The following is a 22,032-nucleotide window of genomic DNA, read 5'->3' as shown; positions in this document are numbered from 1 at the left end:
TCGGTCTCCTTGCGTCCCGCCGATATCAAAGCCGCTTGGCGACTTCTTCGAGCTGGTCGGCGCACTGGCCCCAGCCCTCGTGAAAGCCCATCTTCTCGTGCTCTTCGCGGTCAGTGACCGACCAATGCGCAACCCGGGCGATGTAGCGGGTCTTGCCCTCGCCCTCATCCTCGAAGGTCAGCACGACCGTCATGAACGGCTTTTCGGAAGGCTCCCAGGCCTTTGTATAGGCGTCGGTGAGAACGATCTTTTTGCCCGGCACGACTTCGAGGAAGACCCCGGGGTTCGGGAATTCACTGCCGTCGGGACCGGCCATGACGACCAGGCTGGAGCCGCCGGTGCGTACGTCCATTTCGGCGCGCGGCGTCGTCCACGGCTTTGGCGCGAACCATTGCGTCACGAGCGTCGGCTCGGTCCAGCAGCGATAGACGTTCTCGCGCGGCGCATCGATGATGCGGGCGAGAACCAGTTCACGGTCGGAACTGGGGGCGATGTCGAGCTTGGTCGTCATGATGGTCTCCTCAGAATTGATTGGCTTCGTGCCAAGGACGAGCCACGAGACCGCGGCCCGACACCGCCAACGAAATAATGTCGACAACATCCGTACTTTACGTCGATCTGCCAGTGGCGCTGCAGGGATCTGACGGGTCGGAAGTATTCCTTCGTTCACTTCGGTGGGCCATCATAAACATTCTGGATCGCGGAGACCCTGGGATCCATTCCGTGACCACGGCCGAAGAATGCAGCGGTGCACAATTCAGCACCGTAGCAGCGCTCCGAGGTCGCGGCATGGATACTGGGGTCTGCGCCGCGTCGCTTCGCTCCTTGCTCCGCCCCAGGATGACGAAAAGACGGACGCTTCAGCTAATCGCCGAGGCGCGCGTCACATCAACACGCGACCAAAGCCTTCCACGGCGAGGACCATATCGCTCCGTGACCGTCAGTGGCGCTTGGCTTGCACCAGATAGGCTTCGATCTCGGTCTCGCCGAGCCACTTCGCCGCTTCCAGCCGGTGCAGGCCTTCAACCAGGATATGGCGCTTGCCGTCGTGGCGCACCTGGATCGGCGTCTTCATGCCGTTTTCCAGAATGTCCTCGGCCAGATGCCGAACGGTCTCGGGATGCAGCGTCTTCCTGCGCGCGGTCGGCACGTAGATGTCGTCCACCCTGACCTTTTGCACTCTCAGCATGTCGGCTCCCGCGGCGGAAAAGGCCGCCTTTTGAGAGATAGTCGGTTTGACAGGCAAGGCCAAGGCCGGCTGTCAGCTATCGCTGGCCCGATCGTTTCCGATTGACGCTTGCCGAGCAGATGGCCGAAATGGCGATCTTCGATCATGCCGGTAGCCATGACTGACTTGCCGACCGAATTCCCCGATTTCGGGCTGACGCTCCACCAGCGCCGGCAAGCGGTGCGCGGCCACTACTGGGAATGGCCGGGCATGGACGGCGAACATGGCGAGATCTGGTGCTACAGCGACCGTTTCTCATACCGTCGGGGCGAGACGGTGACGCTGCATGTCAGCTCGACGGCCTCCAGCTTCAGCATGGCGATCGTCCGCGACGGCAGCATCGAGACGAAAATGTTCGAGAAGGCCGGGATCGCGGCACGCTGGCAGGATACACCCGACCAATGTTCGGTCCTAGGCTGCGGCTGGAACGCGTCGTTTGAATTCCGCGTCGGCGACGACTGGCCGTCCGGGGCCTATCGCGTCACGCTGACGGCGGATGGCCGCGATGGCAAGCCGGTCCGCTGCCACCATTTTTTCATCGTCACCCCGCAGCCCGGCAAGAAACGGGGACGTGTGCTGCAGGTCGCCGCCACCGGCACCTGGCTTGCCTACAACACTTGGGGCGGCTCCAATCATTACGAAGGCATCACCGGCCCGAACCGCGACCAGTATGCCCCAATGGTGTCGACGCAGCGGCCATGGTGCCGCGGCTTTGTTGTCCTGCCGAAGGAGGCGCCGCGCGTGCCGCTCGAGGTCGCCGTGGCGCCCAAAACCGTGCCGCGCTATCCGCATATGGAATGGGCCTTCGCCACCGGCCATTCGAAGAAATACGCCTCGTCGGGCTGGGCAAGCTATGACAGCCACTTCTTTCGTTTTGCAGAGCGTGCCGCCTATGCGGTCGACCTTGCCAGCCAGCACGAATTGCATTTCTCGCCCGAAATCCTCGACGGCTATGACTGCGTCGTCTTCGTCGGCCATGACGAATACTGGACCTGGGAGATGCGCGACGCTGTCGACGCCTATGTCGAGCGCGGCGGCCATGCGGCGCGCTTCGCCGGCAATTTCATGTGGCAGACCAGACTGGAGGACGAGGGCCGCCGTCAGGTCTGCTACAAATACCGCGCCCGCGCCGAGGATCCGGTCTATCGCGGCGGCGACGTGACCCGCGCCACCAACTCCTGGGAAGCACCGGAAATCGGCCGGCCGGGTGCGACGACCTTCGGGCTCAATGCGACCAGGGGCATCTACGCCGGCTGGGGCGGTTGCGCACCGCGCGGCGTACGCGGCTTTCCGGTCTACCGGCCTGAGCATTGGGCGTTCGCCGGCACAGGCATCTATTACGGCGACCTGCTCGGCGCCGACAGCCATGTCTATGGCTATGAGGTCGACGGGCTCGACCACGAGATCCACGGCGGCGTGCCCTACCCGACGCCCGACAGCGGCGCGCCGGATGGGCTGGAAATCCTTGCGGTCGGCATGGCTGCGCAAGTCGAGGAGAGCGCCGACATCCCGGTCGAACACCAGTTTCTCGGCGACGAGGATGGACGCTTCACCGCCGAAACGCTGTTCGGCGAGGCGAGCGACGCCAATCTCGACAAAATCAAGCGCGGCAACGGCATGATCGTCAATTTCCGGCGCGGCAAGGGCAAGGTGTTCCACGCCGGAAGCTGCGAATGGGTCGCCGGCCTGCTAAGGCAGGACGCGATGGTCGAGCGCGTCACCAGGAATGTAATCGACCGCTATCTCGGAAAGTCCTGACATGCTGAAGTCCCAGACCCCTGCCCCGGATACCGAGACGCGCCTGCCGTCGCATCTGTTCTATCTGTCCAGCCTGCGCCGGCCGCTGGTCGACCGCGCCGAAGGCATCTACATCTGGACGCAGGACGGCCGCCGCTTCATCGACGGGTCGAGCGGACCGATGGTCGCCAATATCGGTCATTCCAACCGCAACGTGCTCGATGCGATGAAGCGGCAGATGGATCGCGCCACCTTCGCGTACCGGCTGCATTTCGAGAACGAGCCGGCCGAGGACCTGGCACGGGAGTTGGCCGGAAAGCTGCCCGAAAGCCTGGACCGGATCTTCTTTGTCTCGGGCGGTTCGGAAGCGACGGAATCCTGCGTCAAGCTGGCGCGGCAATGGGCTGTCGCCACCGGACAGGCCAGCCGCTGGAAGGTGATCACGCGCTTTCCATCCTATCATGGCGGCACGCTGGGGGCGCTCGCCGTCACCGGCGACGATGCGCTGGCCGAAACCTTTGCGCCGATGATGCAGGTCATGCCGACCGTGCCGGCGCCGGCCGCCTGGCGCGACCGCGACAATCTCTCGATGGAACAGCGCGGCGTCCGCTACGCCGACATGCTGGAGGAGAAGATCCTCGCCGAGGGGCCGCAAAGCGTGCTCGCCTTCATCATGGAGCCGGTCGGCGGCGCTGCCACCGCGGCGCTGGTGGCGCCGGACAGCTATTATCCGCGCATCCGCGAAATCTGCGACCGCTACGGCATCCTGCTCATCCATGACGAAGTGATGAGCGGTGCCGGCCGCACCGGCAAATTCCTCGGCGGCGACCATTTTAACTGCAAGCCCGACATCGTCGCGCTGTCGAAGGGGCTGGGCTCGGGCTATGCGCCGCTCGGCGCGCTGGCGGCATCCATGCGGCTGGTGCAGCCGCTGCTCGCCTCCGGCGGCTTCCAGCATGGCCATACCTATGCCGGCAATCCGCTCGCCTGCGCCGCCGGGCTCGCCGTGCTTGGCGAAATGGATCGTCTCGACCTGATCGCCAACGCGGCTGGCATGGGCGATCTTTTGATGGCTGAGTTGAAGAGCTTGGCCAAGCGGTTTCCGTTCGTCGCCGACGTGCGCGGCAAGGGCCTGCTGCTCGGTGCCGAGATGGTCGCCGACCCTGATACGCTGCGGCCGATCGCACCGGCGAAGAAGGCCACCCAGCGCCTGCTCGACCTCGCCTATGAGCGCGGCCTGATCATCTATGGGCGAAAGGTCAAGGGCGGGGTCGACGGCGACAATTTCATGGTGGCGCCGCCGATGATCGTCACGGCCGAGCAGATCGGCGAGATCGTCGCCATCATCGGTGACTCGCTGCAGCTGCTGGCCGGCGAACTCGACCTGCCGGTCGAAGGCTGAGCCATGGCGCCGCGAAAAGTCATCATCACCTGCGCCGTCACCGGGTCGGTGCACACGCCGTCGATGTCGCCGCATCTGCCGGTGACGCCGGACCAGATCGCCGCAGAGGCGATCGCGGCTGCCGAAGCCGGCGCCTCGATCCTGCATCTTCACGCCCGCGACCCCGGGGATGGGCGGCCGACCGCCGATCCTGATGTGTTCATGCAGTTCCTGCCGCGCATCAAGCAGGCGACATCAGCGGTGATCAACATCACCACCGGCGGCTCCTCGCTGATGACGCTCGACCAGCGGCTGGCCGCACCGCTCAGGGCCGAGCCCGAAATGTGCTCGCTCAACATGGGCTCGATGAACTTCGCGCTGTTCCCGATGCTCGACCGGCCAAGGGAGTGGCAGCACGAGTGGGAGCCGAAGCTGCTGGAAGCGACCCGCGACACGATCTTCAAAAACACCTTTGCCGATATGGAGACCGTGCTCGAAAGACTTGGAAAGGGCTGCGGCACACGCTTCGAATTTGAATGCTACGATGTCGGCCACCTCTATTCACTGGCGCATTTTCGCGATCGAGGTCTGGTGTCGGGACCTCTGTTCATCCAGTTCGTGTTCGGCATTCTCGGCGGTATCGGCGCCGATCCCGACAATCTGGTCCATATGAAGCGCATCGCCGACAAACTGTTCGGCGACAGCTACCAGTTTTCGGTGCTGGCCGCCGGGCGCCACCAGATGCCGATGATTGCGATTGCGGCGGCGATGGGCGGCAATGTCCGCGTCGGGCTGGAGGACAGCCTTTACGACGGCCGCCAGCTGGCAAAGTCCAATGCCGACCAGGTGCGCCGCATCCGCAGCGTGCTCGACGGGCTGTCGCTGGACGTCGCCACGCCCACCGAGGCGCGCGAGATGCTGGCGCTCAAGGGCGGTGACCGGGTGGCTTTTTGATGGTTATTGGCCTGATGCGCCGCACCCCCCTCTGTCCTGCCGGACATCTCCCCCTCAAAGGGGGAGATCAGATGTCCTTGCCGCTTTCGCCAATCGCGAGCGTTGCAGGATGTGCGGGTAGATTGCCGCTGCCAATCTCCCCCCTTGAGGGGGAGATGGCCGGCAGGCCAGAGGGGGGTGCCTGGGCGCCGAACCTCCAGTGACTGCCGATTTACCCAAAATCATCATCCGGCCCGGCCGCATCGAGGACGTCGAAACCATCCATGCCGCGATCCTGCGGCTTGGCGCGCATACCGGCGCACACCAGGAAATCACTTCTACGCCCGAAGACCTGCGCACCTGTGGCTTTGGCGAAAAACCTGCCTTCTCGACTCTGATCGCCGAAGTCGACGGCGAGTTTGCCGGCCTGTGCCTGCATTTCCCGATCTTCTCGACCTGGATGGGGCGGCCCGGCGTCTATGTGCAGGATCTCTATGTCGAAGATCGGTTTCGCGGCCGCAGGATCGGCGAACGCCTGCTGCGGCGTGTCGCCCGAGAATGCCGGAAGGACGGCGGCGCCTATCTCAGACTGTCCGTCGACAGCGACAATGAAACCGCCAAGGCCTTTTACGAAAGGCTGGGCATTGCCTGGTCGAGCTACGAGCAGGTGCAGAAGATCGTCGGCGACGCGTTCTTTGCCTTCGCCGATGCACCAGAGGAATGAGGGAAATCATGAAAGCCTTTTATGCCGAAGAGCAGAAGCGCCACGATCCCAAGGCGTTCCTCTCCAGCGGCGCCCAAAAGCCCAATCCGGAAAAGCCGGAGCGCGTCGAACGGCTGCTCGCCGGCGCCGAGGCTGCCGGCTGCACGATCGAACGGCCGAAAGATCACGGGCTTGGTCCGGTTGCCGCTGTGCATACGCCCGAATATCTCGATTTTCTCGAGCACATCTTCGCGCGCTGGCAGCGAATCGAAGGCGCTTCGGCCGAAGTGATCCCCAACATCCATCCGATCGCGCGGGGCGGCTCTTATCCGGCCTCGGCGGTCGGCCAGGCCGGCTACCACATGGCCGATACCGCTTGCCCGATCTCCGGCGAGACCTGGCGGAGCGCGCTGTGGAGCGCCTGGAGCGCGGTCGAGGCCGCCGACGCGGTAATGGCGGGCGCGCCGGCTGCCTATGCGCTGTGCCGTCCGCCCGGCCATCACGCCTTTGCCGACGTCGCCGGCGGCTTCTGCTTCATCAACAATTCGGCGGTCGCGGCGCAGACGATGCGCAAGAATGCAGCACGGGTGGCGATCCTCGACGTCGACCTGCATCACGGCAACGGCACGCAAGGCATTTTTTATGCCCGGCCGGACGTGCTCACCGTCTCGCTGCATGCCGATCCGGTGCGCTTCTATCCATTCTTCTGGGGTCATGCCGACGAACGCGGCGAAGGGCCTGGTCTCGGCTACAATCTTAACCTGCCGCTGGCGCGCAAATCCGGCGATGCCGCGTTCCTGGAAGCACTCGAAATGGCGTTCCAGCGCATCCGCGCCTTTGCGCCGGAAGCGCTTGTCGTGGCGCTCGGCCTCGACGCCTTCGAGGGCGATCCGTTCGGCGGACTGACGGTAACGACGCAGGGCTTCTCGCGCATCGGCGAGGCCATCGCCGGTTGTGGCCTGCCGACCGTCATCGTCCAGGAAGGCGGCTATCTCTGCGACGAACTCGGCGACAATCTTACTGCCTTCCTCACCGGGTTCAGCGGCGGCAAGAAACGCTAATATCAGCCGGATGCCGCTTCAGAGTCGCTCCTGTCGCAGCATCGCGATAACCCGGTGCACGCTCTCCAGCGTCTCATCGATCTCAGCCGCCGTATTGTAATGGGCGATGCCGATGCGCACGACACCCTGCTCGGCTGGAATGCCAAGCTGGTGCACGATCTCCCAAGCATAGTTGTGGCCGGACCACAGGAAGATGTTTTCCGCATTCATCTGCCGCACGATCGTCTCCGGCACGATGCCGTCGACAGTGAACGAGACCGTCGGCACGCGCTCTCCGAACCGCGCCGGATCGGTGATGCCGTGGATGGTCAGGCCTGAAATGGCCAACAGGCCGTCGATCAATCTTTGCGTAAGCCTGTTCTCGTAAGCAATTGAAATTTCAAACGCCTTGCCTATCCTGGTACGTCGCGAACCATCCTCACCGGCGGCGGCGCCCAGCTCCGCAAAATAATCGACCGCGGCGCTCAGGCCGGCCATCAGCTCGATCTGCGGCGTGCCGAGTTCGAACCGCTCCGGCAGAGCATTGGACGAACAGCGGCATTTGTACGGTGTCAGCGCGTCGATGACGTCCAGCCTGCCCCACACTATGCCCATGTGCGGCCCGAAGAATTTATAGGCCGAGCAGGCCAGGAAATCGCAGCCGAGATCCCTGACGTCGATCAGGCCGTGCGGCGCGAACTGCACGGCGTCGACATAGACCAGCGCGCCGGCCTGCCTGGCGATGCGGGTCAGCGCCTTCACCCGGTTGACCGAGCCGGTCAGATTGCTGGCGTAGTTCAAGGCGACAAGCCGCGTCCTGTCGGTGAGCAGCGCAGCAAGCGCCGCCTCCTCGATCTGCCAGCTCTGCTCATCGAAAGCCAACCAGCGCACGACAAGGCCAAGATCTTCGGCGAGCTGCAGCCACGGCGAAACGTTGCCCTCGTGGTCCATACGGGTGAGGATGATCTCGTCACCGGGTTTCATCGTGCGGCCGAGGGTGCGCGACATGTGGTAGGTCAGCGTCGTCATGTTGGCGCCGATGATGATTTCCTGCGGGCTTGCAGCACCGAGGAAATCGGCCATCGCCGCATGGGCGTCATCGACGATCTGTTGCGCCGCGATCGTGGTTTCGAAGAAGCCGCCGAGATTGGCGTTTGTGGTCAGCAGGCAGCGTGACACCGCGTCTGCGACCGCCTGCGGCACCTGAGTGCCGGCAGGGTTGTCGAGATAGATGCGGCGACGGCCCTTGTCGGTCAGCGACAGTGCCGGAAATTTCTCGCGCACGACCTCAATCGGAAAATTCACTTTTTCCCCCTCCCTACTGAAATCGTTTGGCAATCACACCTACAGAGCCGGAAAGCAGCTCACGGACACGGGTTGCCGACACGCTGGTGGATTGCATCGACCGCCTTCTGCATATCCTCGGTCCAGACGACATCGACGGAAGACAGCGCCATTTCGAGCTGCGGAAGGGTCGTCGCGCCGATGATGCTCGACGTGACGAAGGGCCGGCTCGTGACATAAGCGTTGGCAAACAATGCCGGCTCCATGCCGAAAGAGCGCGCCAGTTCGTTATACTGGAGCTGCGCCTCCGCGGCATTGGGCGTCTCGTAGCGCTGGCCACGGTTGAAAAGCTGAGAACGCGAGCCTTGCGGCCGCGCGCCATGATCGTATTTGCCGGTCAGGTAGCCTTGCGCCAGCGGCGAATAGGCGAGTAGGGAAACCTGTTCGCGCTCGCAGACCTCGGCAAGGTTCACCTCGAAGCCGCGGTTGACGAAATTATAGGCGTTCTGCAGCGACGCCAGGCGCGGGCCGACGCCTGTGTCGGCTTCGCCGATAAACCGCATGACGCCCCAGGAACTCTCGTTCGACAGGCCGAAATGGCGGATTTTTCCGGCCTTCACCAATTCGTCGAAGACGGCGAGCGTCTCGGAAATCGGCGTCTCGCCGCCCGGTGTACCGGCGGAATCGGCGCGCAGCGGCACGGCACCGACGCGGTTCGGATTGGCGCCCCATGGCACGTCCCGTTCCGGCCAATGGATCTGGTAAAGGTCGAGATAATCGGTGTTGAGCCTGGTCAGCGACTTTTCGACGGCATCGAAGATGTCGGCGCGCACCAGCTTCGACGGGCGATCGCCGCGAAACCATGTGTTGGCAGTGCGGCCAACCACCTTCGAGGCGAGGATCACTTGGTCGCGGTTGCCCTTTGCCCTCATCCAGCTGCCGATGATCTTTTCGGTCCAGCCTTGCGTCTCCGCCTTGGGCGGGATCGGGTAGAGCTCGGCAGTATCGATGAAGTTGACGCCGCGCGAAAATGCCAGATCCATTTGGGCGTGGCCATCCGCTTGGGTGTTCTGCTGGCCCCAGGTCATCGATCCCAGGCAAATCTGGGAAACAAGAAGATCGGTCCGACCAAGGCGGCGTTTTTGCATGGTAATTTCTCCGGCGGGAACTCTTTTGCGCGGCTGCGCGGGAAGGAAGCCGCAGCATACAGGAATGCGCCGGATGTCTCCAACCCTGCCGACAGTGGCCAGCGACTTTTCCGGACGGTCGAAGCATGGCGCTCGCGAAGTCAAAGATCAGTGCAGCATGGCTGCCATGCTAAATGGTGCACTGCACAATTGTCATGATTTGCCTATATTGGGGCTTGGGAGGACCAACCAGGGGCTTGAATCATGGGTTTCCTCACTGAAATGTTCGCCCGTCCGCGTCCGCAGGAACGTCTGCGCTACCGCGCGGCTCTGGCGCTGCTTCATTCGATGAGCAATGCCGACCGTGCCGACATCGGCATCAAACCAGCCGATTTTCCGCGCGTCGCCCGCGAAATGTCCTCACGTTAGTCACGGATATCCCGGCTCGACCGGGATATCTCCCTCGCCATTCTTCAACGCGATCCCATGAAAATCGCCTTGCTCAGCGGCACGCCATTGTGGCGCAGGATGTCGTAGGCCGTGGTCACGTGGAAATAGAAATTGGGCATGGCGAGATGCAGCAGATACTGCATGCCGGCCATCGAGAATTCGCGCTGGCCAAGCTTCAGCTCGATCATTCTGTCATCGGAGCCGTCCATATCGGCAGCCGAGAATGTCGCCAGAAGGTCGACGGTCTTGGCGATGCGCGCCTGGAGATCGGCAAAGCTCGCCTCGTTGTCTTCATATTTCGGCACCTCGCGACCGGCAAGCCGCGACGGCGCGCCTTTGGCGTGGTCGGTGGCGATCTGCACCTGTCTGGTCAACGCATACATGTCCGGCGCCAGGCTCGACGTCAAAAACACCTGCGGATCGATCTTGCGGTCGAGCGCATTCTGCTCGGCGATGTTCAGCACGTTGGATAGCGCCTTCAACCTGGCCAAAAACACCGGAACGGACGCTTCGTACATCGATATGGTCACGTGACTCTCCTATCCCGGCGGGAACGCCGACGGCGGCACCTAGCGCCTGCGCAGGCGATTCTTCAAGCGTCACCACGTCGCCGCAATCGCTATGATAGGATTTCCCACGGTGGAGATTCCCGATGAGAAGCGCCCTTTTTGCAGCGACCGCTTTTTTCTCCCTTGCCGTGACAGGCCAACCGGTGCTCGCCGCCGAAGCGCCTTATGTCGACGACAGGTCGGACGCCGAAGCGGTCATCCGCTCGTTCTACAGCGCCATCAACCGGCAAGAATTCGCGCGCGCCTGGGACTATTTCGGCGAAACCAAGCCGGTCCAGGATTTCGACGCCTTCGTCAAGGGCTATGACGGCACCGAAAGGGTCGAGGTCAAAACCGGTGGCGTGTCCGAAGACGGTGCGGCCGGCAGCATCTATTACAATGTTCCGGTCGCCATCCGGGCGACAGCCAAGGACGGCAGCGAAAATGTCTTTGCCGGCTGCTACACCCTGCGCCAGGTCAACGCCTCGATCCAGGAACCGCCATTCCGCCCGATCTTCATCGACAAGGGCGCGCTGAAACCGTCCAAGGCCGAATTCGAGGACGCCGTGCCGGCAAGCTGCGGCGACGCACCGCCGCCGCCGAAGAAGGATGCGGCGCTGGAGCAAGCCAAGAAGGCGTTTGCGGCCACTTATGGCGACCAGTGCGACAAGGAAATGCCTGGCGGCGAGCCCTTGGCAGAGCCGGACGCTTACTCCCTGCGCTACAAGGATGCCGGCGCCGAGGCCGATCAGCCCGAACGCGAGACGCGGCTGTTTCGCTTCTTCTGCTCGATGGCTGCCTACAATGAGAGTGCCGTCTACTATGTCTACGATGATGTGTCAGGCGTCCGGCAGCTGCAGTTCGCCTCGCCGGAACTCGATATCCACTATGAGAACAACGATAGCGAAGGCAAGGTCGAGGCGATCAACGTCACCGGCTTCCAGACCGACGACCAGCTGGTCAATTCCGAGTATGACGACGCCACCAAGACGATCTCTTCGCTCAACAAGTGGCGCGGTGTCGGCGATGCCGCGTCGGCCGGCACCTATCTGTTTCGCAACGGCAATTTCTCGCTGGTGCAGTACGATGTCGACGCCTCCTATGACGGCGAGATCAATCCGCAGACAGTGGTGGACTACAACACACCGCCTTAAGGCGCCTTCGACAGCATCCAGTTGAGCGTGCCGCGCCAGTCGGTCATGCGGATCGGCGTGCCGTGCGTGCCGGTCTCGAAGCGGACAAAGCGAGCCGGATAGGTTTTCGATTTGGCCAGGATCGAACGGAAGAAGGCTTCCTGTTTCTCGACTGGAAACACCGGGTCCTTGCTGCCCTGGCCAAAGAAGACCGGAACCCGGCGGCTGAAGGCCGGGCTCGAGAGGAAACTTTCATCCCACAGCGAACCGAGCAGCAGCAGCCCGCCGATGCGGCCGCCAGTATCCTTGCGGACGGCTAGCTTCCAGCATAGTGCGCCGCCCATCGAGCCGCAGGCGACGAAGATCTTCGCGCCCGGCGACCGTTCGGCATAGTGGCCGATCAGCGCGGCGATCTGGGCAGCACCTGTGTCGCCGAAATCGGAGAAGTCCGGCGACAGATAGAGGCCGCCATTGCCGGCCATCAGGTTCTTGATGCGGTTGAAATTGCCGCCGAAGGTGAAATCGTCGACGCCCTGCTTACGGCTGCCGCCCTGCCCGTGGAGATAGAGCACGATGATGCCGGCGCCTTGTGTGCGACCGACGGCGGCGTGGCGGATATTGCCGGCGTCGGTCTTCAGCAGCAGATCCTGCTGCACCTTGCGCACACCGGTGTCGACATACTGCGCCTGCGCGCGGCGCTCCGGCACTTTGTCGCGGGCGTTGATATCGCGCAGCTCGCGATAGTCGACGACTGTATAGGCACCCTCGGAAGAGAGGATGGCCGGATAGGCGAACAGATCGTCTTTGAATTGCTTTAATTCGACGGCATCGGCGTAAGCGGCGGCACAAAAAACAAACGTTGCAGTCAAAAGGGCGTAGAGATTTACGAATACCCCAAGGGGTGCGACGGTACGAATAGCCATCCCTCAGGCATGCGTTTTTCGGCCCCGGTTTGTCAATCCTGCAGCACGCCGCCGGCGCCTGCCAGCGCCTCGGGGGTGTCGACATCGATGGACGCTGCCTTGCCGATCTCGACATCGATGACATCGAGCCCTTCGGCCTCGACCAGATGGCGCGCGCCGGTATCGCCTTCGAGATGAGCGATCGCCGCAAACAGCGAACGCGGCAGCAACACAGGGTTGCCTCGCTTTCCCTCATGCGACGCGCGCACGACCGATCGGCCCTCGAATTTGCGGAATGCATCGATCAGCCTGTCGAGGTCGGCTGACGCGATGCCAGGCATGTCGCCAAGCACGATCATGGCGCCGGCAGCATCGCCGCTGACCCGCGCGATGCCGGCCTTCAGCGATGAAGACAGGCCCTCGGCGAAATCCGGATTATCAGCGAAAGTCACATCCAGTCCCGACAACGCGGCGCGTACACGCTCGCGCTGATGGCCGGTGACGACGACGGTGCCCGAAGCTTTGGAGCCGAGCGCGCGTTCGGCGCTGCGGCGCACCAGCGGCTGGCCGTCGAACAGTGCCAGCAGCTTGTTTGGGCCGCCCATGCGGCTGGAGCGGCCGGCGGCCAGCAGCACGATATCGACCTTCAACTCGGCACTCTCAGACTTTGGCGCCGGCAGCGGCTCGCGCGGCTGTGGCCGGGTCGGGATTTCCATCAACAGACCGCCGACACCCATGCCGGCAATATCCTTGGCCGTCACGTCGAGACCGGCGATCAACCGATCGAGAACCCAGTCGAACCCGTTCTCCTTGGGGCTGCGGGCGCAGCCCGGCGCGCCAATGACGCGCTTGCCGGCAAGCGCGCCGAGCACCAGGAGATTTCCGGGATCGACCGGCATGCCGGCGCGGATGACGGTGCCGCCGGCCTTCTCGATCGCTGCCGGGACGACGTCGCCAAAATCGCTCATCGCCGAGGCGCCGAAGATCACCACAATATCGTTGTCACGCGCCAGCGAGCCCGCAGCCTCCGCAACGGCGCCAATTTCGTGCGGCGTGCGGCGCTCGGCCGTCAGCCGGCCACCTGAGCGCGCAAGACGGGCTTCGGTGACCCGCAATGTCTTGTCGAGCACACTCGGCTTGATGCCGGGCAGAACCGTCTGGATGACGCCGACACGCACCGGCTGATAGGCATTGACGGCAAAGATCTCGCTGCTGACGCAGATCCTTGCCACCGCATCGACCAGGGCGGAAGCAACGGCGAAGGGAATGATCTTCACGGTTGCGACCATCTGGCCATTTTCGACCGGTGCGTGCTGCGCCAGCGTGGCGATGGTGATGGTCGGATCGACGGCGTTGATGGCGTTGATCATCGCGGCATCGACCGTGAAGATACCGGCCGCCCGGGCGTGCAGATTAACCCGGCCGGTCGCGGCGGGCTTCGCCTCGACATTGCGATGGATCATGCTTTCGGCGATCTTTTCGGCGGCAGCGTCCTCGCTCAAATCATCGGGAGCAAGAACGGCCGCGACGACCTGCGAAATCCCTGCTGACTTGAGCAAAGTCACATCCTCGGCGCTCAGCCTGCGTGCCTTGCGCAAGCGCCGTTCTCCGGCCGTGGTGGCATGCGCCAGCACTGCGCCTTCGGCCGTATCTACGGGGATTGGCCCAAACTTCACGCCACCGCGTCCTTGGATTCGAGGCCGCGCGAACGAAACGCCTGGATCGCTTGCGCCAACACCGCCACAGCTATTTCGGCCGGGCTCGCCGCACCGATGTCGAGACCGATCGGCGCGTGGATGCGCGCGATCTGGTCGGCGGTCGCGCCCAATGCCAGCAGGCGTTCGACCCGCTTCGCATGGGTCTTGCGGCTGCCGAGCGCCCCGACATAGAAGCAGTTGGCGTCGAGCGCCGCCTTCAGCGCGAAATCGTCGATCTTCGGATCATGGGTGACGGCGGCCAGCGCCGTAAAGCTGTCGAGCGGCTGGCGCTTCAGGATATCCTCCGGCCATTCGGCATGCAGCGCGACATCGGGAAAGCGGTCTGCGGTGGCAAAGGCCGTGCGCGGATCGACGATCTCCACGGGGTAGCCGGCGATCCTGGCCATCGGCGCCAGTGCCTGGCTGATATGGACTGCGCCGATCACCACCAGGCGCGGCTGCGGCAGGTAGGCGTTGAGGAAGAAGGTTTGCCCTTCCGCCTCGACCGACCCGGAATTGCCTGATCGAAACGCCTTGGCGATCGCAGCGCCCAATTCACCTGCGACCTGACCGCCCTCCCGCACGATGCGATCGCGGCCATCGCCGAGATCGGTGACCAGGATCACCGCGCGGCGGGCGCGGCGTTCGGCGTTCAGCGTCTTCAGCGCGTAGGGATCCATCGAAATATCTCTTGTTTAAGCATGATTCTTGTCGGCCAACCGGTTCCCACTTTGCGGGACCATGCTTCTAGCCCAACCGCTCGACATAGACCTTGATGCGGCCACCGCAGGACAGGCCGACCTGCCAGGCGGTCTCGTCGGCGACGCCGAATTCCAGCATCTTGGCCTTGCCGCTGTCGATGACGTCGACCGCCTCGGTGACCACCGCGCCTTCGACGCAGCCACCAGAGACGGAGCCGTGAAAATTGCCGTCCGCGTCGATGACAAGGTGGCTGCCGACCGGGCGCGGCGCCGAGCCCCAGGTCTCGACCACGGTGGCAATGGCGACATCCTTGCCGTCTTTCATCCAGCCTTCCGCGATGATCAGCGGATCGCGGGCCTCATCGAGATAAATGCTGTTTTCCATCACCGTTTCTCCCGGAGAAAACATATGACTATGCTGCGCCTCTCGCGCCACCCTCAATCCATCTGCGTGGGTCGACGGAGCGCGCCGAAGTCTTGTCCAGCGATGCGCACAGGTCGGCGAGCGCATCGAGATTGTGCACCGAGCGAAATTCGTCGACATGCGGCAGCATCGCCTTGACGCCGCGGGCGCGCGCCTCGAAGCCGTCGAAGCGCAGCAGCGGGTTCAGCCAGATCAGCCGCCGGCAGGATTTGCGCAGGCGCTCCATTTCCTCCGACAGGCCGGCAACGTCGTCGCGCTCCAGCCCGTCGGTGATCAGGAGAACCACCGCACCCTGCCCCAGCACACGCCGCGACCACAGCCGGTTGAATTCGCCCATCGTATCGCCGATGCGGGTGCCGCCCGACCAGTCCATCACCGCCGCCGAACAGTCGGCGAGTGCTGCGTCTGGATCGCGATGGCGCATCTGCCGCGTCAGATTTGTCAGCCTGGTGCCGAAAACGAAGGCGTGCACGCGCCGGCGCTTTTCGGTCAGCGCATGCAGAAAATGCAGGAAGATGCGCGTGTACTGGCTCATCGAACCGGAAATATCGGCAAGCACGACCAGCGGCGGGTGAACCTCGCGGGCTGAACGGAATTTCGGCAGGATCAATTCGCCGCCGGTGCGCGCAGCGGAACGCATCATGGCGCGCGGATCAATACGGCGACCATGCGCATTAGACTTGAAGCGGCGTGTCCTGACCATGTCGAAGGGCAGCCGCAACTCGGCGATCGCCTTCTTGGCGTCGATCATCTCGGCGGCGTTCATCTGGGCAAAATCCTTGCCCCTCAGCACCTCGTTGCCGGAAAATGTGAAGCGGGCGTCGACCTCGATCTCGGGGATTTCCTGCGCCGGCTGGTTCTTCTGGTGGCCCTCGAACATCGCCTGGCTGACGCGGTTTTCCGCAGCCCGCGGCTTTTGCTTCTCTCTGATATCAGGCGCCACCGGCGAAAACATCGCCAGCATCTTTTCGATCAGTTCGTGCGATTTCCAGAACAGCCGGAAGGTTTCGTCGAAGGTGGGGTGATCTTCGTGCCGCGATACCAGCACGGCATGCAGCGTCCAGTAGAAATCGTCGCGGGAACCGATGCCGGCGGCCAGCACCGCCTCGATGGCATCCTTGACCGAGGCCGGGCCGACCCGCATGCCGGCCTTGCGCAAGGTGCGGGCGAAATAGACGATGTTATCGGCGATCCGCCCGTCCGGCGTTGCCTCTTTCGGTTCGGGACGCAGCGTTGCCATCGCCCTACTCCGCCGCCGAAAGCTCGGCCTTCACCTCGTTGAGGATGCGCCGGCTTTCGCCCTGCTCGATACGGGCAATGTCGTCCTGGTATTTCAGCAGCACGCCGATCGTGTCGGAAACGGTCTCCGGATCGAGCGCCACCTTGTCAAGTTCGGTCAGCGCGCCGGCCCAGTCGATGGTCTCGGCCACACCCGGCACCTTGAACAGTTCGATCTGGCGCAGCTTCTGGATGAACGAAACCACCTCAGCCGACAGCCGGCTGTTGGCCTGCGGCACTTTCCGGCGCACGATTTCCAGCTCGCGCTCGGCATTCGGGTAATCGACCCAGTGATAGAGGCAGCGCCGCTTCAGCGCGTCGTGGATCTCGCGGGTGCGGTTGGTGGTGATGATGACGATCGGCGGCTCCTCCGCCTTGATCGTGCCGAGCTCGGGCACCGTGACTTGGAAGTCGGAGAGGATTTCGAGCAGGAACGCCTCGAAGGCCTCATCGGTGCGGTCGAGCTCGTCGATCAGGAAGACCGGGGCGGCGCCCGCCTTGCCGGTCAGCGCGTCGAGCACCGGGCGGCGGATCAGGTATTTTTCGGAAAAGACGTTGCGCTCCATGTCGGAGCGGTCAACCTTGCCGGCCGCCTCCTCCATGCGGATCTCGATCATCTGCGCGGCGTAATTCCACTCGTAAACGGCCGAAGAGACATCGAGGCCTTCATAGCATTGCAGGCGGATCAGCCGGCGGCCGAGCGCTTGCGCCAGCACCTTGGCGATCTCGGTCTTGCCGACGCCGGCCTCGCCCTCGAGGAACAGCGGCCGTTTCATGCGCAGCGACAAGAACAGCACGGTCGCCAGCGACCGGTCCGCCACATAGTCCGCACCGGTCAGGAGATCGAGCGTCTCGTCGATCGTCCGCGGCGTGGGGTGCGGTTTCAACCCGGTCATTCTCTCTCCGTGGGTGCGGCCCATCCAGAGCCTCTACAGAGCGTGATAGCCGCGGTCGTGATAGATCAGCGGCCGCAAATTATCGCCGATACGCAGGCCTGTCACCTTGCCAAAAAGCACACGGTGGGTGGCCAGATCCTTGGTATCGATCAGTTCGCAGTCGAACACGGCAAGCGCGCCCTTCAGTGTCGGCGCGCCGGTCGAGATCATATCCCACTCGCCGAGCGCGAAGCGTTCCTCGACGGGCAGGCCGGTGAGGCCGGAAAAGCCGACCGACAGCGCCTCCTGGTCCGAAGCCAGCGCGTTCAAGGCGAACCTGCCATTCTTCACGAACGGCTCGTTCTTGGGATTTTCGCGATTGAGGCAGACCAGGACGGTCGGCGGCGTGTCCGACACCGAACAGGCTGCAATGACAGTCGCACCCCGCCTGCCGGCGGAACCATCGGTGGTGACCACATGGACGTGGCCGGCAAAATGGGCCATCGCGTCGCGATAGGCCTGCGGCCCTATGTCGTTCTTCTTCAGCACCGGCGATTTCCATTGGTTTGAAGCGAGATGAACCCAACCGTTATATATGGCGGCATATTGCATGCCACAAGCGAAGTGGTTGACATGCATCCTGAATTTCGCGAGTTGCGTGAAAGCTGACCAGCCTTTAGGTCTTGGCAGGAAGTGGCGCCGGCAAACACGCGATCGGCGCGGAGGAATTCTTCGCTCGCATGCGACCCCGGACAATAGGCGCGACAACGACAATAGCGGTGCTGGCCTGGCTGTCTCTCGCCGGTGATGCGAACGCTGAGACGCTGCTGGTCGGTGTCGCGGCACCACTGTCCGGGCCGTCGGCGACCCTCGGCAAGCAGATCGAGGCGGGCGCAGGCCTGGCAGCAGCGGCGAACGGTGCTCAACTCAAGGTTGTCGACGACGCCTGCACGGCCGATGGCGGGGCTGCCGCGGCGAGGGAATTCGTTGCGGCGAAGGTCGGCGTGGTCGTCGGCTTCCTCTGCACCGAGGCGATCGAGGCGGCACTGCCGATCCTGAAGGACGCCAACATACCGGTCATCACCGTCGGCGTGCGCACCGAAAGCCTGACCGACCGGCGCGCCAAGACCGGCTGGCCGATCTTTCGGCTCGGGCCGCGCGGCGATGACGAGCGCAACGCCGTCGCCTTCAATCTCACCCGCCAATGGCAGAACGAGCTGTTCGCCATCATCGACGACGGCACGATTTACGGCCGCGAAATCGCCGAGACGCTTCGGGCGGCAGCCGAGCAGGCGGCGCTGAAACCGGTGTTCGTCGACACATTCAGGCCGCAGCTCGACAACCAGATCGGGCTGATCGGGCGGCTAAGGAAGGCCGGCGCAACGCATGTCTTTGCCGGCGGCGACGGCGAAGACATCGCCATCATGGGCCGCGACGCCGGCCAGCTCGACGTTGGCATCATTTTTGCCGGCGGCGAAGCGCTGCGCACAGCGCCCGGCGACGTGCCTTATGCCCCGGGCACGCTGATGTTTGCGCCGCCCGAATGGGCCGATGTCGCCGACTCCGAGGTGCTCGAAAGCTTTGCCGCACAAAAGATCGTGCCGGAGGGCTACACGCTGCCGGCCTATGCGGCGGTCGAGATCGCCAGGGCGGCGACGGCCGAAACCTCCGGCAGGCCACTGGCCGATGCGCTCGCCGCGCATGACTTCAGTACCGCGATCGGGCCGATCCGCTTTGACGGCAAGGGCGACTTGACCGAAAACCTTTATCGGGTCTTCCGTTTCAACGGCGCAAATTTCGTGCCGGCGGAGGCCAAATGATGTTTCGCACCGGGCCGCGCAATCTCATCACCGATGTCGCCGGACTGCGTGTCGGCAACGCTTCCGATGCGAGGCTGAAGTCCGGGGTGACCACCATCGTCTGCGACGAGCCGGCAGTGGCCGGTGTGCAGATCCTGGGCGGTGCGCCGGGCACCCGCGAGACCGACCTGCTCGAGCCGCACAATTCAATCGAGGCGATCCATGCCGTGGTGCTTTCGGGCGGCTCGGCGTTCGGTCTCGATGCCGCCTCCGGCGTGCAGGCGGCACTGCGCGAAAACGGCATCGGCGTGGAGGTCGGCGGCTTTCGCGTGCCGATCGTGCCGGCGGCGATCTTGTTCGACCTGCGCAACGGCGGCGACAAGGACTGGGGCCGCTATCCGCCCTACCGCGATCTCGGCTATGAGGCGGCACAGGCAGTCGGCATCGATTTTCCGCTCGGCACGGTCGGCGCGGGCACCGGTGCCCTGAGTTCCGGCCTCAAGGGCGGCCTCGGATCGGCCTCGACGATGCTCGACAGCGGCGTCACCATCGGCGCACTCGCCGCCGTCAATCCGACCGGCTCGGTGACGATCGCCCGAAGCAGGCACTTCTGGGCAGCGCCCTTCGAGATCGGCGACGAGTTCGGCGGGCTTGGTTATCCCGCGCCGATGCCGGCGGACGCGAAAAGGATCCTGCTGAAATTTCGCGACAAGCACGTCGGAGGCAACACGACCATCGCCGTCATCGCCACGGACGCCCTTCTCACCAAGGCCGCCGCAAAACGCCTGGCGATATCAGCGCATGACGGCTTCGTGCGCGCCATTTGGCCGACACATACGCCGGCCGACGGCGATCTGGTTTTCGCGCTGGCGACCGGCAAGAGCGGCATCGAGCTCGCGCCCAACGACGCCATCGAGCTTTACGCCGCGGCCGGCGCCACCATGGCGCGCGCCATCAGCCGCGGCGTCTTTGCCGCAACGCCCGCCGATGGCGACCTGTTTCCGGTCTGGTCGTCGCGCTGAATGCGGGCTGCCGTGGCCCCTCATCAGGTGGGGTCGGATTTTTCCTCCTCGAACGTGACCGCGACATCCGAATTTGCCGACAGCCGCACTTTCTGGCCCTCGACTTCGGCTACGAGGCTGAGCGGAATGAAGTGGTGATGCCCCCTGTGGGCGCCCTCGCCGCTGTCGCGCTTGGTCAGCTTGATTCGTTGTCCCTCAACTTTGTCGACAGTGCCGACATGGACGCCGTCGGCGCCGATCACTTCCATATGTTCGCGAATGCTGGCTGCATCGGTCATTGTGGGTTCTCCATTAGAGCGCCGCGCGTCCTTTTGGACGCGCAAAGGACGCCCTAACACTTTAAATCAACGCATCGTACTTTCCGAATATCGATTCCGATTTTCGGGTCGATGCGGTGAAGCTGCCAACATAAACAAATGACGGCACGATTGGATGCATCGGGTTGCGTCTCAGAGGGCACGACGTTTTGACGACGTCGTGATAGTGATCGAAACAATGCTGGCTGCTCAAACGGAAATCCGATGCGAATTCTCGTCCTGTTTGCTGTGTCCCTCCTTGCCCAGTTTGCAACTTCGCTCGCCGCGCATGCCGGCGATGTTGCCGAGCTTGAAATCCTCGGCTTCACCGGGGATGGCGGCGCCTTCGCCTTCGAGGAGTACGGTGTCCAGGACGGGTCGGGGTTTCCCTATGCCAATCGCTATTACATCAACACCGCCGACGACAGTTTTCTCAAGGGCACACCGATCAGGGTGCGGCTTGACGACGAGAACGCAACGCTCGACGCGGCGCGCCTTGCAGCCCGGCAGAAAGGTGAAGCTATCATCAAACAGGCGGAATTGACGGCGAATCGCGGCATCACGGCCGGCTCCAACCCGGTGACCGAGCTTTCGGCCGATCCGTTCCGCATGGTGGTCAACCCGCGGCCGATCTTTTCGCCGGTCGATGATCCGCTCGAGTTCCGACTCGACGAGATCGGCATGAACGATACCGAAACCTGCCAAAACCTTGGCGAGATCAACGGCTTTCGCCTGTTGCGCATCGAGGCGAAAGGCGGCGGCAAGACTGAACTCCTGCACGAGGACAAGTCGATCCCCAAAAGCCGAGGCTGCCCGAACGGCTATCGAATCGGCGCGGTGCAGACATTTTCCATGCAGGGCCTCAGCGCCTATGCCGTGCTGATCGCGGTGCGCCAGTACGGCTTCGAAGGGCCTGACTATCGCTGGATCGCGGTGACCGGCCGGCTGTGACGTCGCTCCCCGCCATACGCAACGGCGTCCTGGATCGCATCCGCAAGGCCTTGCCGTCGCCGTCCGCCGCAGTTTGCGGCGCCCTGCTGTGGGCCGCCGCGATGGGCGCCAGCGCACTTGTCAATCTGCTGCTGGACGACTGGGTGACCCCGGCAAATATCCGCTTCGTCTCGTTGCTCTATGCGGCGGGCGGTGCGCTCGCCTTTCCGGTTGGCCTGTTCCTGGCGCGGCTCGTCTCGCTCGGGCGGCATTGGCAAGTAGCCTTGGCGGCCGCGTTTGTCTGCCTTCTTGCCACCACGATCGGCTTCACCGGTGGGCTCTTTGCGCTGCAATACCGTTCCTACTATGCCCAGTGGCATGAACCTGCACTGACCATTGGCTGGTCCATCCAGTTCGTGCACACCATGGCAACGGCGTTCTATCAATTCATCGTGCTGGGTATCCGGCTTTATTTTCCGCTCGGTTTCATCGCGCTTGCTCTCGCCAGCATCTGGTTTGCGCGGCAGCAGCGTTGAGCATTTTG

24 protein-coding genes are annotated in these 22,032 nt (G+C 63.5%); 11 read left to right on the top strand and 13 right to left on the bottom strand.

The features are described from left to right. Positions 1 to 25: 25 nt before the first annotated feature. Positions 26 to 511 carry an SRPBCC family protein gene (locus AC0L18_RS22695; RefSeq protein ID WP_473494263.1) on the bottom strand — a complete coding sequence of 162 codons (486 nt, stop codon included), beginning with the start codon at positions 509 to 511 and terminating at the stop codon, positions 26 to 28. A 429-nt stretch (positions 512 to 940) separates the two neighbouring features. Next, positions 941 to 1,189, bottom strand: a complete 249-nt coding sequence (locus tag AC0L18_RS22690; protein WP_023798216.1) for a ParB N-terminal domain-containing protein — start codon at positions 1,187 to 1,189, stop codon at positions 941 to 943. 156 nt (positions 1,190 to 1,345) lie between these two features. On the opposite strand from AC0L18_RS22690, the gene AC0L18_RS22685 reads away from it, so the two are divergent. The 5 genes from AC0L18_RS22685 to AC0L18_RS22665 all read left to right on the top strand — a co-directional run bounded on the left by AC0L18_RS22685 (position 1,346) and on the right by AC0L18_RS22665 (position 7,043). Continuing rightward, complete coding sequence (locus tag AC0L18_RS22685) at positions 1,346 to 2,986, top strand: N,N-dimethylformamidase beta subunit family domain-containing protein (protein ID WP_473494262.1); 1,641 nt, start codon at positions 1,346 to 1,348, stop codon at positions 2,984 to 2,986. A gap of 1 nt (position 2,987) precedes the next feature. Continuing rightward, positions 2,988 to 4,367 (top strand): aminotransferase family protein, encoded by a 1,380-nt coding sequence (locus AC0L18_RS22680; RefSeq protein ID WP_473494261.1) that lies wholly within the window; start codon positions 2,988 to 2,990, stop codon positions 4,365 to 4,367. A gap of 3 nt (positions 4,368 to 4,370) precedes the next feature. Then, positions 4,371 to 5,300 (top strand): 3,5-dioxohexanoate:acetyl-CoA acetone transferase, encoded by a 930-nt coding sequence (gene kce / locus AC0L18_RS22675; protein WP_473494260.1) that lies wholly within the window; start codon positions 4,371 to 4,373, stop codon positions 5,298 to 5,300. A gap of 199 nt (positions 5,301 to 5,499) precedes the next feature. Continuing rightward, positions 5,500 to 6,003, top strand: a complete 504-nt coding sequence (locus AC0L18_RS22670; protein ID WP_473494259.1) for a GNAT family N-acetyltransferase — start codon at positions 5,500 to 5,502, stop codon at positions 6,001 to 6,003. An 8-nt stretch (positions 6,004 to 6,011) separates the two neighbouring features. Beyond that, the gene (locus tag AC0L18_RS22665; protein ID WP_473494258.1) at positions 6,012 to 7,043 is read left to right on the top strand and encodes a histone deacetylase family protein; all 1,032 of its coding nucleotides are present in this window, start codon (positions 6,012 to 6,014) and stop codon (positions 7,041 to 7,043) included. Positions 7,044 to 7,061: 18 nt separating this feature from the next. On the opposite strand, the gene AC0L18_RS22660 is transcribed toward AC0L18_RS22665, so the two are convergent. Continuing rightward, on the bottom strand, positions 7,062 to 8,327 hold the full coding sequence (locus AC0L18_RS22660) for a cysteine desulfurase-like protein (RefSeq protein ID WP_473494257.1): 1,266 nt from the start codon (positions 8,325 to 8,327) through the stop codon (positions 7,062 to 7,064). A 59-nt stretch (positions 8,328 to 8,386) separates the two neighbouring features. Continuing rightward, the gene (locus AC0L18_RS22655) at positions 8,387 to 9,454 is read right to left on the bottom strand and encodes an aldo/keto reductase (RefSeq protein ID WP_473494256.1); all 1,068 of its coding nucleotides are present in this window, start codon (positions 9,452 to 9,454) and stop codon (positions 8,387 to 8,389) included. Positions 9,455 to 9,697: 243 nt separating this feature from the next. On the opposite strand from AC0L18_RS22655, the gene AC0L18_RS22650 reads away from it, so the two are divergent. After that, entirely contained in the window at positions 9,698 to 9,862 is a 165-nt protein-coding gene (locus AC0L18_RS22650; RefSeq protein ID WP_095489547.1) for a hypothetical protein, read from the top strand. A 44-nt stretch (positions 9,863 to 9,906) separates the two neighbouring features. Here the strand turns inward: AC0L18_RS22650 and AC0L18_RS22645 are convergent, their stop codons facing one another. Further along, on the bottom strand, positions 9,907 to 10,413 hold the full coding sequence (locus AC0L18_RS22645) for a DUF1993 domain-containing protein (protein ID WP_473494255.1): 507 nt from the start codon (positions 10,411 to 10,413) through the stop codon (positions 9,907 to 9,909). Positions 10,414 to 10,535: 122 nt separating this feature from the next. On the opposite strand from AC0L18_RS22645, the gene AC0L18_RS22640 reads away from it, so the two are divergent. Next, positions 10,536 to 11,585: a DUF1176 domain-containing protein gene (locus AC0L18_RS22640; RefSeq protein WP_473494254.1), complete on the top strand. Its 1,050-nt coding sequence runs from the start codon at positions 10,536 to 10,538 to the stop codon at positions 11,583 to 11,585. Here the strand turns inward: AC0L18_RS22640 and AC0L18_RS22635 are convergent. From AC0L18_RS22635 to AC0L18_RS22605, 7 genes are all read right to left on the bottom strand, one after another. Further along, complete coding sequence (locus AC0L18_RS22635; protein ID WP_473494253.1) at positions 11,582 to 12,487, bottom strand: alpha/beta hydrolase family protein; 906 nt, start codon at positions 12,485 to 12,487, stop codon at positions 11,582 to 11,584. The genes AC0L18_RS22640 and AC0L18_RS22635 overlap by 4 nt on opposite strands. A gap of 32 nt (positions 12,488 to 12,519) precedes the next feature. Then, entirely contained in the window at positions 12,520 to 14,142 is a 1,623-nt protein-coding gene (locus tag AC0L18_RS22630; protein ID WP_473494252.1) for an NTP transferase domain-containing protein, read from the bottom strand. Next, the gene (locus AC0L18_RS22625) at positions 14,139 to 14,843 is read right to left on the bottom strand and encodes an XdhC family protein (protein WP_473494251.1); all 705 of its coding nucleotides are present in this window, start codon (positions 14,841 to 14,843) and stop codon (positions 14,139 to 14,141) included. Before AC0L18_RS22625 ends, AC0L18_RS22630 begins: the two co-directional genes overlap by 4 nt. 67 nt (positions 14,844 to 14,910) lie before the next feature. Further along, positions 14,911 to 15,249, bottom strand: a complete 339-nt coding sequence (locus AC0L18_RS22620; protein WP_027154201.1) for an XdhC family protein — start codon at positions 15,247 to 15,249, stop codon at positions 14,911 to 14,913. 28 nt (positions 15,250 to 15,277) lie between these two features. After that, on the bottom strand, positions 15,278 to 16,528 hold the full coding sequence (locus AC0L18_RS22615; RefSeq protein ID WP_128173194.1) for a vWA domain-containing protein: 1,251 nt from the start codon (positions 16,526 to 16,528) through the stop codon (positions 15,278 to 15,280). Between the two features lie 4 nt (positions 16,529 to 16,532). After that, a complete protein-coding gene (locus AC0L18_RS22610) occupies positions 16,533 to 17,462 on the bottom strand; it encodes an AAA family ATPase (protein WP_287322116.1) in 930 nt (309 codons plus the stop codon). A 33-nt stretch (positions 17,463 to 17,495) separates the two neighbouring features. Next, complete coding sequence (locus AC0L18_RS22605) at positions 17,496 to 17,990, bottom strand: flavin reductase (protein ID WP_473494250.1); 495 nt, start codon at positions 17,988 to 17,990, stop codon at positions 17,496 to 17,498. 191 nt (positions 17,991 to 18,181) lie between these two features. Between AC0L18_RS22605 and AC0L18_RS22600 the strand changes: the two genes are divergently transcribed. Together AC0L18_RS22600 and AC0L18_RS22595 are read left to right on the top strand one after the other, a co-directional pair. Next, positions 18,182 to 19,261: a branched-chain amino acid ABC transporter substrate-binding protein gene (locus AC0L18_RS22600; RefSeq protein WP_473494249.1), complete on the top strand. Its 1,080-nt coding sequence runs from the start codon at positions 18,182 to 18,184 to the stop codon at positions 19,259 to 19,261. Next, positions 19,261 to 20,262, top strand: coding sequence for a P1 family peptidase (locus AC0L18_RS22595; protein WP_473494275.1), 1,002 nt, complete (start codon positions 19,261 to 19,263; stop codon positions 20,260 to 20,262). Before AC0L18_RS22600 ends, AC0L18_RS22595 begins: the two co-directional genes overlap by 1 nt. Before the next feature lie 23 nt (positions 20,263 to 20,285). On the opposite strand, the gene AC0L18_RS22590 is transcribed toward AC0L18_RS22595, so the two are convergent. Next, on the bottom strand, positions 20,286 to 20,540 hold the full coding sequence (locus tag AC0L18_RS22590; RefSeq protein WP_023798236.1) for a DUF2171 domain-containing protein: 255 nt from the start codon (positions 20,538 to 20,540) through the stop codon (positions 20,286 to 20,288). Between the two features lie 243 nt (positions 20,541 to 20,783). On the opposite strand from AC0L18_RS22590, the gene AC0L18_RS22585 reads away from it, so the two are divergent. After that, on the top strand, positions 20,784 to 21,509 hold the full coding sequence (locus AC0L18_RS22585; RefSeq protein ID WP_473481753.1) for a DUF2259 domain-containing protein: 726 nt from the start codon (positions 20,784 to 20,786) through the stop codon (positions 21,507 to 21,509). Then, positions 21,506 to 22,024 carry a hypothetical protein gene (locus tag AC0L18_RS22580; protein ID WP_287057604.1) on the top strand — a complete coding sequence of 173 codons (519 nt, stop codon included), beginning with the start codon at positions 21,506 to 21,508 and terminating at the stop codon, positions 22,022 to 22,024. Before AC0L18_RS22585 ends, AC0L18_RS22580 begins: the two co-directional genes overlap by 4 nt. The last annotated feature ends 8 nt before the right edge of the window (positions 22,025 to 22,032 follow it).

It is taken from the genome of Mesorhizobium sp. WSM4819 (genome assembly GCF_055811215.1).
Note: the sequence above shows the minus strand (reverse complement) of the source record. Positions and strands in the feature narration are given on the sequence as shown.